We start from the raw sequence: 12,565 nt of genomic DNA, 5'->3' as shown, positions 1-12,565 counted from the left end.
ACGCCTTTACGTTGATACACAAGATGATTACTTTGTACAGTGCGTAAGTCCTATAAACTAATAGAAAATGTTATTTTGTGGTTATTATATTAATATAAATATCTCTATTATAAAAACAAATCCCTAAATCTAGTCATTCAGGGAGTAGAATTTATATTTGCTGAGTATTAATACACAGAGGAATTATAAAGATAAACTAGATACAATATAAATTAAAAATTAGTAACCACAATATAATAAGCATTGAAAAACGAATTGTTGATAGCTTTCCCAACAGCTTAAACATTTTTTATAGTCAACTTCAAACAGAATACATGGATGCGGATAATTGGACATATCAACAACAAAAGGTACTACCCATGAGTTCCCGCGCACTGCTGTTAGTAAATCGTCATGCCCGCCAGGGCCAGAAGGGTCTGTCTGAAGCGATTGAATATCTGAAGTCACTCGGCTTTAATTTAATTGAGGAGTCTACAGAAGACCCCAAACATCTTGCTGAAGTTATACTTCGTTATCAGCATCAAGTTGACTTGGTAATCATTGGCGGAGGAGATGGGACTCTCAATGCCGCAGTAGATGCTTTGGTTGATACTCAGTTGCCCTTGGGAATTTTGCCTCTGGGAACTGCCAACGACCTAGCAAGAACTTTGGGAATCCCGAATTCCCTTAGCGAAGCTTGCAAAATTATTGCCTATGGAAATTTATACCGGATCGACTTGGGTTGGGTGAACGGCAAGCACTTTTTTAACGTTGCCAGCCTGGGATTGAGTGTAAAAATTACTCAGCGACTTACCAAAGAAGTCAAACGCCGTTGGGGAATATTTGCTTATGCCGCCACTGCATTGCAAGTGATTTGGGAAGCTAGACCTTTTACTGCGGAGATTGTGATCAATAGTGAATCAGTTCGTGTGAAAACAGTGCAAATTGCTGTGGGTAACGGTCGCTATTACGGTGGTGGTATGGCAGTGGCTGATGATGCCACAATTGATGATCAAAGGCTAGACCTCTATAGCTTGGAAATGAAACACTGGTGGCAGATTATATTATTACTCCCTGCGATGCGGCAAGGGCGACATATACATTGGGAGAGTGTACGCTCTCTTCAAGGTCAAGAAATAGAGGTATATACTCGTAAACCACGACCTATCAATACAGATGGTGAAATCACTACCTACACACCTGCTCATTTTCGGGTTATACCTAAAGCTATAGCTGTTTTAGTGCCTTCAGACATTAAGAGTTAAGAGTTATTCTTCCCTATCTCCTTCATTTCCCGATCTCCCTTTGCTAAAAATGTTGGGAACTCGCATCAACTCACGCAAAATGCGTCTGAGATTTTCTCAAGATATAAAGTCTTTATTGCAACGCCTAGCTGAACAACCGCTGACTCTAGGTGATATTCTGGCAGAAACCTCAGAACGAGGGTTATGTCTGGTAATTACATTATTAGTTTTGCCTTTTTTATTTCCTATGCCACCGGGATTAACTGGCCCTTTTGGTGGTGCTTGTTTACTGTTGTCGGTGCAAATGGTTTTAGGAAGGCGATCGCCTTGGCTGCCGAAAAGAATTGCTAACTATAAATTTCCTCGTCCTTTTGCCCAGTTACTTTTGCAAAATTTGGGACGTCTTACCAAAGTGTTACAGAAAATAGCCCGTCCCCGACTGGCGAAAATAGCCCATAATCCTTTGATCTGGCGAATTAATGGGCTTTGTATATCTTTATTAACAGTATTACTAATATTACCAATTCCCTTGACAAATCCCATCCCCACTGTAGGTATTTTACTTCTGACTGTTGCCACCATTGAATCTGACGGTTTATTAATCTGCATCAGCTACGGCATTACTGTCCTAATTACCTTGCTCTTTGGATTTCTTGGTTATGCAGTATGGTTAGCTCCCAGTTTGCTGCCATCTATATTTAAATAATAAAAACCCCCAGCTTCAAGCCGAGGGCTGTAATTTATTAGGGTGCATCTACCATTTATTGATCCACTTTCTTAAGTGCCATATCCGGGCAGATTTAACTTGTGTAGAAAATTATTTTATTTACGCATTAAAAAATATCAGCAATAAAAAAGCCTTCAACTAAAAGCTGAGGGCTGTAATTTATTAAGGTGCATCTACCATTTATTAATCCGCTTTCTTAAGTGCCATATCCGGGATAATTAGATTTGTAGGAAAATTTATTTTATGCGCCATTCAAAAATACCAGCCATAAAAAAAAAGCCCCCAACTAAAAGCTGAGGGCTGTGATTTAATTAAGGTGCATCTACTATTTATATATCCGCCTTAGTTATTGCTGCATCAGGAAGAATTGAAAAAATGGATGGCTGTGAAATTGATTTCCTTAGCTACAAAACAAGTACTAGCCTCAACAAGGATAACCTGCGGTTTTTGACTAGGTAATCATTGAAAAACTTCACAGTAATTTTACAATTGCCCTAAATTACCATTGGATACGCAAAGTTTCTGTTAATATCTCTGACACTATATCCGCAATAGTACGAATTTAGTTTATTAGTTGGGTATATGACTATGAAAGTTAGACGCACCCAACTTGATGAAGCGATCGCAATTTCTATTAGCCCTTGCTAGTCTTTGTATTGTCGGGGTAAGCTTTTTTCTGAAAACAACTTTTAGCAGTACTAGCGAACCTAAAATAATAACTGATACATCACGCTACAAAGAAATTCGTAATCAACTATGGTCTAATAATTACCAAGTGAAACATTTTCCTAATGAGATTCCTACTGATGCCAAAGGCGTTCGTATTGCTTACTCTCCCGAATTTATGCAAGGAAATGGTTTTTTTCAAATTAGGCTGAAACAGCCGCCAAATAAGATAGAAAAATTACTGTCACAATATAGAAATAGTGCAAAGCACAAATATAGAGGTGGTAACACAAACGACCACATAAATCAATCTAATGGTGTACCAACAACTTTCTTTTATACCAGCGACTCTCATACAGAATCTTTTCCAGCTAATTATGAAATTTTGGTATTAAATACAGAAGATAAAGGTAGACCTGGCTTTAAGTGGAATCATGGAGATAGTTACGGCGTTGCAATTAATAGTTCCGCCTCAGAAATTATCTATTGGTTTGAAAAATGGTAATTAACAATTAAAATTCATTTTGAACCGCCATAAGAAAAATTATTTATTTGAGTGGTCACTGTTAATTAACCCTTCTCCTGAGGAGAAACTGCGTTGTGCATGGCTTGCTTCCCCTACTTATCCGAATCCTATTACCCAATCTCCAGTCTGCAATTCAAAGGTTTTTATCGCTCCTTAGTGAACACAGCGTATTTCAGGTAAATGAAGTACACGGGTAGGGGCACAACAATGTTGTACCCTTAAGATACTCAATCTGTACCTCACCTTGGCGTAGCCTCTGTCTGCAACATGCTGCGCGTTTGCGTAGCATCGAACGTAGAGAAGTTGCAATTTGCTGTATGCTCCTTATCATGGCTGTATAATTAAGTGGCAAAATATATCCAGTTCTGTTATGGAGGAACCTATTTCGCTTCGCTAGTACAGTTAATAAGCTAATCGTCATCCATTTTTAAAGGCTGATTCGTTTGTAGTAAGCGTCTCCAGCCCTAGTTTTATGCAACTTAAATGCTCATTAGCTGTAGTATTATGTTCAGTTAATTCAGGATAAGTTAAGCAAGAGAAGGGTGCAAAATGAAAAATATAGTAAATAATCTCCTTAGTAAACAAACAAAATCGGCTATTAAATCATCTGAACTATATCAAGCTTTATTTAATAAAATCCATTCAAGTAAGCTAGCTGTTACTAGTAAAAGACTTGATATTTGTGCCAATGAAATTGCTATCTATCTGCTTCAAGCTGGTAAAGGAAAATATGTATTGCACGATAAAATTTGTCTTGAGATTGGAAGTGGATGGTTACTTACTCATTCGTTAGTATTTTATCTTCTCGGAGCAAAAAAAGTTTATGCAACCGATGTTTACCCGTTGTTGCAACCCGAAAATATTTTCAAAGCCGTGTGTAAGTCTGTAGATTGGAGTATCCTAGATAGTCTATCTACATTTGAAGATCGTGAGATTATCCGCTTACGTTTAAAAAAACTGCTTTCATTAAAAAATTTATCCGTAGAAGTATTACATGACTTGGGCATAGAATACATTGCTCCCATTGATTTATCTCACAAATTGCCTAGTAATGAAAAATTAGATTTTATCTTCTCTAAATCTGTTTTAGAACATGTACCAGTTGATGATGTTGTGCCACTTTTAGAAAACCTTGTAAGTAGCCTTTCTGAAGATGGCTTTATGTTCCATCTTATTCATTTATTGGATCACAAAAATTTAAATCAAAGACCATTTGATTTCTTTGTTTATGAACAGGAAACTTACTCAAGAGAATTACAATCAGATTGGGGGAATCGAATTCGCCGAAGCCAATGGAAACAGATATTTTCTAATCTTAAGCATTTGGACTCTAAATTTTTATTTGAGTGGTCGTGCAAGGACAGAGAATTACCAGAGAAGATCGACTCGTCTATTCAATATACCGATGAAGAAGATTTAAGAATCTCCCATATCGGTGTACTTGGAGAATTTATATAGCTTCCAAAAGTCAAGTTTTAGGGGAGGAGAAGTTCTGAGTGGAGAAAGCATTCACCCAGACTTTAGTACTATCGGAATCCAATCTCATTCGGAGAATTTACTTGCGTGGTGCGCGTTGGCGTTCGCGTCTCTGAAAGAGAAGCGCGATAGATAAGCAATAGGCAATAGTAAAGAAGATAGGTAAATGTATACTGAGTTTTTTCAAAAAGCAAATACTAATCCTATAGATGCTGCCTTTACCCTTTTGGGTATATCACTTTGGGTAGTTAAAATTTATAACCAGCATAGCTAAGATAGATGCTTAAAAACTATCTAAATATGTAGAATGCCAACTGCTTTAATTACTGGTGCCTCTAGTGGTATTGGTAAAGCTTTTGCCCAAGAACTAGCTGCACGCAAGACAAATCTTGTACTCGTTGCTCGTTCTCAAGAGAAACTAACCCAATTAGCTAAACAACTACAAGAACAACACAAAATTCAAGTAGACGTTATAGTTAAAGACCTTACAGAAGCTAATGCCGCTGCTGCTGTATTTGATGCCACTAAAGTAAAGGGATTAACTATTGACTTATTAATTAACAATGCTGGTTTTGGTTACTATGGTGACTTTGCTGAAGGGGATGGAGAAAAACAAGTAAAAATCGTACAATTAAACATTTTGGCATTGGTAGATTTAACCCATAAATTTCTACCTTTGATGCGGCAACGTCGTTCTGGAAGTATTATTAACGTATCCTCTATTACTGCATTTCAACCGATACCATACCTTTCTGTTTATGCTGCCAGTAAAGCTTTTATCCTCAGTTTTAGTGAAGCACTATGGGCAGAAAATTATCAATATGGTGTTCGTATTTTAGTTACTTGTCCAGGACCAATAGAAACAAACTTTTTTGCAGAAGCTAATTTCCCTCCAGCGCTGGCAAGCAGTACAGATAAAGTGTATTCTTGTGAAAAAGTGGTTTGGGAATCTTTAGAGGCTTTGGAAAAAGGTTATCCAACTGTTATTAGTTCTGATACTAACACTCAAATTAGAAGTAAATTATCTCGGCTCGTACCGCGCAAACTTCTGCTGAATATGTTAGCAAAACACTTTAAAGCCTAAGTATATGGGTAAAAGTTAGGAGTTTGGAATTTGGAATTCAAAAAATTGGTGAATTTTAAACTCCTAACTCCTCACTTATTACATATATCTTGTTAATTGAACTCGGTAACGGTCTTTTTTAGTAACGGCAATTTCCCCAACTTCTAAACGTCCTTTAGAGCGAATGGCGATTAAGTCGCCTGATTTGACTTGAGAACTAGCTTGAGTAACTTCTTTCCAATTGACGCGGACATCACCAGCATCAATGAAATCAACCATTTTGCTGCGGGACATACCAAAACCAGCAGATGCGATCGCATCTAATCGCAAAGAAGCCTCTACAGTAGTTAATTCTTTTTTCTTTGGTTCCCGAACCCTTAATTCAGTTACCTCAATCCGCTGAGTTTTCACAGGAACCGATCGCACCTGTTTAAGACTCATTTCCAAAAATTCCACCAACTCTGGTGCAACAATCGCCTGCGCCCCCCGTTCTCCCAAGACAATGATATCTCCCGTCTTTTCACGAACAATTCCTGTGCCCAACATTGCACCTAAAAAGTCACGGTGAGAGGCGGTATCAAACAGAAAATTACCAGCAATTTCCACAGCCACAAGGCTGACTTGAGATTGATCTAAGGGAAGTTCCGAACGAGCGATCGCTATTCTTTGGCGTTCAGCTTGGGGATATCCGCCCCACGCAACTAATTGCACTTCTGTTAATCGGTTAAACACCCGTTGAATTTCTGCCAATTCTGGAGGAGATAGAAAGTCAGTCAAAACTACTTCCCAAGTTTTGATGGCTTGCTCGGCTTGGTCAATTACACGAGCTACACTATCTCGATTTTCAACACCTTTTAAAAGTTCTTCTCGTGGCAACATTCTTAAAAATTATGAATTAGTCATTGGTCATTAGTCATTAGTCATTGGTCATTTATCTTTTACCAATGCCCCATGCTCCATTCCCCATTCCCCTTTTTAATGCTTGCGCCACTTCCAAAGAACAGGGAAGCAGCTCAAGTCGCTGTGTCGTGATGTGTAAAGAATGATTCATTACACACTACTTGTGTCAGCATAACCTTGGATATTTTCTGGATCAAACTGACGTAATATTCGGGTTGCTTGTCGAGTCAGGGTTTCAGAACCTTGAACGGCAACCAAGTATTTACCGGCATCTAAGCGGTTGCGATAAGGTAAAGCATCACCACTACCTACGAGTAAACCGACTCCGCCACCGACAATCACGCCACCCATAGCACCACTAGCAGCACCCAGCAGTCCGCCAACGATGTGATTGCCAACTTCTCCCGCCCAGGCAAAAGTATCTAAACCAGTGATGAGGCTGAATGTAAAACCTGCAAAAAAGCCGAATGGTATCAGCCAGGTTGCCATCAGTTGTGCTTGCTTTTTGCCTTGGTCTTTGGGGTCAATTAAGCCAAACTCGTCAGCTGTTTTATATCCTTTCCCCAGGATAGTACTGTTTATGCCTTGTTCTTCTAAAGCTAGGTAAGCAGCTTCGGCTTGAATGCGGTCTGGTAATACGGCAACAAGGTAATTCATTGATTTTACAATTTCTCTAATATAAGTTTTGCCTTAATTAACAGCGTATCAGTCCTGGTCGAATCAATCTTGCATTGATTAGGAGTCAGGAGTTAGAAGTCTTACTCCCGGATTTCTCACCACACCCCTCAAAGCCTGCGCTTAGGGGAGCAGGGGAGAGTTCAATGTGCCTTGTTCTTTCTCCTCTGCCCCTCTGCTCCATCAAACGCCTGAAGCTTGTGAGAAATACGGGTTACTCCCCAACGCTACAAGGTTTGGGATTGGGGGGTTAAGTCTGTATTAAACTCAACTGCAAACCGCATCGCACAAGTTGAATATACATAGGTTGATCACTTTAGCGAATCTAGTGGCTCACAAAAATTGTTCACACCTTGCTTGAGGATATAAATCAAAACTGGGGTTGCCAAAATCTTAGGAAACGTTGGCATTGCTTTTAGATGTTTCATCATCTTTTGAGGTGAACTATTAAGTAAATCTTCCCGATATTCTTGTTCGCAAATGACCACACGCCATTTTCTAGCCAAGGCATCTAACCACTCGGAGTTTGCTCTTTCTGGTTGTTGTCCTGCCCGGATAGCTAGTGTCATCGCCGCATCTTCTAAATCTCCATCACAGTCTTCAATCAAATCCAGCGCTTCCATATCGCTGGGATCATCTGCCAATTGAGAGCGAAACTGTGCAATTTCTTGAGATGTTACTTTAGTCATGAGTCTTTGGCAAGGCGAGCGATGGCTACGGTGGTAAACTACGGACACTCAGTTATGCTACATCATTTCACAAAATTCTTGTTACAAATACGTTTTTTAACCAAAAAGCCTCATTGTTCAATGTAATTATTGAAAAATGAGGCATTTAGAATTTTTAATTGAGAGATGAGCTAGCAATACTAGTACCGCAAGGCGGAAGTCAAAAGCCCAAAGTCAAAAGTCAAAAGTCAAAAGTCAAAAGTATTATGGAATCAGCTTTTGAGGGATTTTAAATGGTTGCTTTATTTCCGCCGTGACGTACTAGTAAAGGTCGGCGAAAATGAACCTACCATTTCATTACAGCCAGAAAGCCCAAAATTAAAGCATGGGTCAAAAAAGGCAGGGGAGCAGGGAGCAAGGGGGACGGTCTGAGACGGAGCTTGTACTCCGCCCCAGATGAACGCCAAGGGCGGGGCTTTTCTACGAAACGCTCCGCGAACATACCCATGTTCCGCTACGCTCCACGCCAAGGGAAAGGGCTTGCTCGCCCTGCTCCCTGCCCCCTTCCCCTCCCCTCTTCGGTGACTTTTGACTTCCGCGGCTCGACTGAGCTTCGTCGAACGTCCTTGCGGTACTAGCGTAGTCCTCTGAGGGTAACAGACCGTTGTAACTGAGCTAAAGCACGGTTGTAATCCAAAATTGCTGTAACTCGATTACCTTCAGCTCTTGTGAGGTCGTTTTCAGAGTTAATGACATCAGTTTGAGTACCTACACCAGCTTGGAATCGCAAACGCGCTAAACGTAGAGCTTCCCTAGCTTGTTCTAAAGCGGTATTAGCGGTTTGAACATTTTCCAAACTAGATTGCTGGGTAGAAAAGGCTTGTTCTACCTGAAAGCGAATTTGGTTGCGCTGTTCAGCAAATCGAGTTTCTGCGATCGCAATATTAGCTCTTGACTGAGCTGCTCTTGCTCTTGCGGCTCCTCCATCAAACAAATTTAGGGTTGCCCTAACTCCCAATGAATAACCATCAGTAACGCTGACACTATCATCGAACTGATCTAGTAGATTGTAGCTGGCTACCAAACTCACTTGAGGGCCTTGCTCCCCAAGGGCCTGCCTCCGCTGTTGTTCGCTGATATTGCGTTGTGCCAAAAACTGTTGGAGTTCGGGACGATTTTGAAAAGCCAACACAATACTTTGTTCTAGCGTTGGGTTCCAAAGACCAGCTAATTGTACAGGGTCAGCCGCACTAATATTCACCGCTTGCGGCAAACTCAACCGAGTTGCTAAACGACGACGGGCAATTAGCTGCTGGGATCTGGCAAGGGTTAGGTCTTGTTGGGCATTTGCTAAATTAACTTGAGAACGCAGCACATCGAAGCGAGTCCCAACCCCGGCTCGTTCTAATGCTTCTGCATCACGCAAACTCGCCTCAGAGTTTTGTACAGCCGATTGAGCAATCCGTACTTGTTCATCTGCTTGTTGGAGATTGTAGTATTCAGTCGCAACATTCAGGCGGATTTCCTCAGACTGAGTTTCTACAGCCAACTCGTTGAAACGTACCTGTTCTTCAGCCGCTTTGATGTTAGCTTGTACTCTCCCAGAAGTGTAGATGTTATATGAGAGTTGTGCTTGACCGGAAAAAGATGTACTAGCTTCATCTCCTGGCTGTGGTATACCCGTCTGTTGTTCTGTTTGTTCCAACTGAAGCTGATTTCCAGCAGACTGACTGCGAGTAATATCCGTACTAACATCAAGAGTGGGTAATAAGGCAGCTTGTGCCTCGCGTAGAGCCGCTCGAGTGCGTTCTAGATCCAATAGAGACACCTGTAAATCCCGATTATTACGCCGTGCTAGCTCCAAAGCCTGTGCCAAAGTAATCGCCTCATTTCCCTGAAGTCTCACTTCCTCTGGTTTGGTGGGAAACTGCAAAGGATTTGAGTTAGGAATCAGGTTCTCTGGAACTTGCACCGGGCTTGATGGCGCAGGAGTTACGGTTCCTGGCAAAGTGGGAGTTGGCGTCGAATCCGTCGGAATCGGGGTATTACTCTGAGCAATGCGATCGCCAGTAACATTTTGTTGTCGGCAGGTACTTGAGGTCAGTAGCAAAGCAGCTGAGGAATCAGTTTTGCTTTTCCCTAACTCCTTTGGACATCGTTGCGCTGACAGCAGTTTTGCTGTTACTCCAGGTGTCGCTGAAGTTTGTAAAAATGTTTGCAACTGAGTAATATTATTTACCTTTTGAACCACTGGCTGCCGTGTAGAAGACAGGGACAAAATTTCTTTTTGGACAGAAGAGGGTTTTGAAGTGTAGTTGGGAACTACTATCCTCTTTGATTCCTGCCCATAAGCGTTTGAATTACTCTGCTTTTGATTATTTTGAGCAGAACGGCTGACACTACGCTGCCCAGAAGAATTAGAGGTAGGTGTCGAACTAACAAATCTACCTTCATGTTTCTTAAGTACTTGTTTTATTGGCACAACAGTATTTTCAGCCGTAAACACTGGAATACTGTTATTACTTAAAGGCTTCATACTAAGTTTAGTGAAACCGAAAGCAGGTACTAGGGTTGGAACACTAACATCTCCACCGTTATGCAGTTGCGTATTCATCATGTCCACAACTAAGTCTTGACCATAAGTAGAAGTCAAAACACTAGGAGAAGACGCCAGCTGTACCCCAGTTAGTTTTACAGTACCAGCCCAAGCGGGCTGAGTTGTTAAGACCGCTGCCGTCACACCAGGCAATAAGCTATGGAATAATTGCTGTCCTTTCACCGCATCCCTCACACGAAAATCAATCTAGCGGCAGAAAACCTTTCTTCACCACAGAATATAGCACGATACTAAATTTAGGAAAGAATATACTACGATACTAAATTTAGGGTTCGGAACTCTGTTTGTCTTCAAAACGTCTAACAATGCGAGAAAGTTCCGCCTTTTCATCGATACTAACGCGAGTAGGAGCACCGCTGATAATCCGTTCGTAGTTTCTGAAAGAATCTTTAATATCGGGCCCATCAGCAGTGATATTATACTCACGAATGCCCTTATCATGCCAAGACCCGCGCATTTTAAATACGTTAATTGCCCGCGACATTTCTCCGCGAATTTCTACGTACTGTAACATTAGAATTGTATCGGTAATCGTGGAAATGTGAGAGTCTGTAATCGAATGCGCTCCCAAAAATTGGTCAGTTGTGTTGGTAAAGAAACCAGTAATTTCTTCTTGTTTAGCATAACCCGTCACACCAATTACAAACTGCCTAAATGCATTATTACTCACTCCTCTAGCTAGTGCTGATAGTGAATCAATGGCGATGCGAGCAGGTTTGAAGACAGCAATTTCTGATTTTATAATTTGTAAGTGATCTTCTAAACCAGTTGATTCGGGATAGGTACAAATTATTTTAAGTAAACCTTGATCTTCTAATTCTTCAAAATCAATTCCCCAAGAGGAAGCATTACGAGATAGTTGAGCGCGTGATTCTTCATAAGCAAATAATATTGCCTGTTCTCCATTGAGACAGCCATCTTGAATAAACTTACTTACTAATAGGGTTTTACCAGTACCTGTGGCTCCTGTTGCCAAAATAATTGAATCTTTAAAGAAACCACCACCGCACATTTCGTCTAAAGTTTTGACACCAGAAGATACTCTGACATTAGAAGATCGTTGAGTCAAGCGCATTGCTCCCAGAGGGAAGATGTTAACTCCTTCATTAGTAATCGTGAAGGGATACTCGCCTTTCATGTGAGTTGTGCCGCGCAATTTGAGAATTTCAGTTGTGCGACGGCGGCGTTCCCCTTCTAAAACGTTGCGAACAATTACTACATTATCGGAAACAAATTCTTCTACTCCAAAAGAAGCAACGGGGCCATATTCTTCGCTACGTTCAGTTGTAATAATAGTGGTGACATTCAGTAGCTTAAGACGTGCTACTAAGCGAAAAATCTCGCGCCGGACTACTCCCATCGCTTCATACTGCTGAAATACCGCTGTTATTGAGTCGATTGAAACTCGTTTAGCTTTGTATTTGCGAATAGCATATTGCAATCGCTCAATTAGTGCAGACAAGTCAAAGTTACCAACGATATCCTGCCCTTCTGGATCGGGAGATGCATCGAGAATAAATAACTTGCCTTCCTCGATTAAGCGTGGCAGGTTCCACCCAAAGACATGAGCGTTTTTAATAATATCACTGGGTGATTCTTCAAAAGTAACAAACACTCCTGCTTCGTCAAAGTAGGTGATGCCGTTATAGAGAAACTGAAGAGAGAATAAAGTTTTGCCTGTACCTGAAGTGCCGCTGATCAAGGTAGTTCTACCAATTGGTAAACCACCGTGACTAATATCGTCAAACCCTTCGATCATCGTGCGAATTTTTTCTACACCCCCAGTTTTCGCTGGTTTCTTTGGTTTTACTTGCTCGTTTTCACTCATTGCTTGATAACAAAAGGGTATTAAAAACTGTTTTTTGATTACTAAATTTTGGACTCGGCTTTTTCGAGGTTATTTGGAAACATGGCTCTCCTACGCAGTTAAAACTTATTTTATAAATTGTCTTTTACAAAAAACAGGGTCTGGGGTGTAGGGTGTGGGGTGGTGCGACTCGTTTGCGGTGAATTCATAACCCGCA

Annotated in this window: 10 protein-coding genes; 5 read left to right on the top strand and 5 right to left on the bottom strand. The window is 40.9% G+C overall.

Annotated features, from left to right (window positions below):
• Nucleotides 1–359: 359 nt before the first annotated feature.
• From VB740_RS32965 to VB740_RS32945, 5 genes are all read left to right on the top strand, one after another.
• Nucleotides 360–1,244, top strand: a complete 885-nt coding sequence (locus VB740_RS32965) for a lipid kinase (RefSeq protein ID WP_323204032.1) — start codon at nt 360–362, stop codon at nt 1,242–1,244.
• Nucleotides 1,245–1,323: 79 nt separating this feature from the next.
• A complete protein-coding gene (locus VB740_RS32960) occupies nt 1,324–1,929 on the top strand; it encodes an exopolysaccharide biosynthesis protein (protein ID WP_323204033.1) in 606 nt (201 codons plus the stop codon).
• A 634-nt stretch (nt 1,930–2,563) separates the two neighbouring features.
• A complete protein-coding gene (locus tag VB740_RS32955; protein ID WP_323204031.1) occupies nt 2,564–3,121 on the top strand; it encodes a hypothetical protein in 558 nt (185 codons plus the stop codon).
• 570 nt (nt 3,122–3,691) lie between these two features.
• Complete coding sequence (locus tag VB740_RS32950; protein WP_323204030.1) at nt 3,692–4,600, top strand: hypothetical protein; 909 nt, start codon at nt 3,692–3,694, stop codon at nt 4,598–4,600.
• Nucleotides 4,601–4,925: 325 nt separating this feature from the next.
• On the top strand, nt 4,926–5,702 hold the full coding sequence (locus VB740_RS32945; RefSeq protein WP_323204029.1) for an SDR family oxidoreductase: 777 nt from the start codon (nt 4,926–4,928) through the stop codon (nt 5,700–5,702).
• Nucleotides 5,703–5,780: 78 nt separating this feature from the next.
• Here VB740_RS32945 and VB740_RS32940 read toward each other — a convergent pair whose 3' ends face one another.
• From VB740_RS32940 to kaiC, 5 genes are all read right to left on the bottom strand, one after another.
• A complete protein-coding gene (locus VB740_RS32940; protein WP_323204028.1) occupies nt 5,781–6,560 on the bottom strand; it encodes a photosystem II S4 domain protein in 780 nt (259 codons plus the stop codon).
• A gap of 171 nt (nt 6,561–6,731) precedes the next feature.
• Entirely contained in the window at nt 6,732–7,238 is a 507-nt protein-coding gene (locus VB740_RS32935) for a hypothetical protein (RefSeq protein ID WP_323204027.1), read from the bottom strand.
• A gap of 329 nt (nt 7,239–7,567) precedes the next feature.
• The gene (locus VB740_RS32930) at nt 7,568–7,945 is read right to left on the bottom strand and encodes a hypothetical protein (protein ID WP_323204026.1); all 378 of its coding nucleotides are present in this window, start codon (nt 7,943–7,945) and stop codon (nt 7,568–7,570) included.
• 613 nt (nt 7,946–8,558) lie between these two features.
• Complete coding sequence (locus VB740_RS32925; protein ID WP_323204025.1) at nt 8,559–10,703, bottom strand: TolC family protein; 2,145 nt, start codon at nt 10,701–10,703, stop codon at nt 8,559–8,561.
• 103 nt (nt 10,704–10,806) lie between these two features.
• Complete coding sequence (gene kaiC, locus VB740_RS32920) at nt 10,807–12,369, bottom strand: circadian clock protein KaiC (RefSeq protein WP_323204024.1); 1,563 nt, start codon at nt 12,367–12,369, stop codon at nt 10,807–10,809.
• Between the last annotated feature and the right edge of the window lie 196 nt (nt 12,370–12,565).

The sequence above is a fragment of the Nostoc sp. UHCC 0251 genome, from assembly GCF_034932245.1.
Lineage (GTDB): Bacteria > Cyanobacteriota > Cyanobacteriia > Cyanobacteriales > Nostocaceae > Nostoc.
The sequence above is the reverse complement of the archived record's forward strand: the minus strand, read 5'-3'. Positions and strand labels throughout refer to the sequence as shown.

Excerpts from the sequence above, each read along its gene's own strand:
- VB740_RS32965 (WP_323204032.1), top strand. The coding sequence starts at position 360 with ATGAGTTCCCGCGCACTGCTGTTAGTAAATCGTCATGCCCGCCAGGGC.
- VB740_RS32960 (WP_323204033.1), top strand. The coding sequence starts at position 1,324 with ATGCGTCTGAGATTTTCTCAAGATATAAAGTCTTTATTGCAACGCCTA.
- VB740_RS32955 (WP_323204031.1), top strand. The coding sequence starts at position 2,564 with ATGAAGCGATCGCAATTTCTATTAGCCCTTGCTAGTCTTTGTATTGTC.
- VB740_RS32950 (WP_323204030.1), top strand. The coding sequence starts at position 3,692 with ATGAAAAATATAGTAAATAATCTCCTTAGTAAACAAACAAAATCGGCT.
- VB740_RS32945 (WP_323204029.1), top strand. The coding sequence starts at position 4,926 with ATGCCAACTGCTTTAATTACTGGTGCCTCTAGTGGTATTGGTAAAGCT.
- VB740_RS32940 (WP_323204028.1), bottom strand. The coding sequence starts at position 6,560 with ATGTTGCCACGAGAAGAACTTTTAAAAGGTGTTGAAAATCGAGATAGT.
- VB740_RS32935 (WP_323204027.1), bottom strand. The coding sequence starts at position 7,238 with ATGAATTACCTTGTTGCCGTATTACCAGACCGCATTCAAGCCGAAGCT.
- VB740_RS32930 (WP_323204026.1), bottom strand. The coding sequence starts at position 7,945 with ATGACTAAAGTAACATCTCAAGAAATTGCACAGTTTCGCTCTCAATTG.
- kaiC (WP_323204024.1), bottom strand. The coding sequence starts at position 12,369 with ATGAGTGAAAACGAGCAAGTAAAACCAAAGAAACCAGCGAAAACTGGG.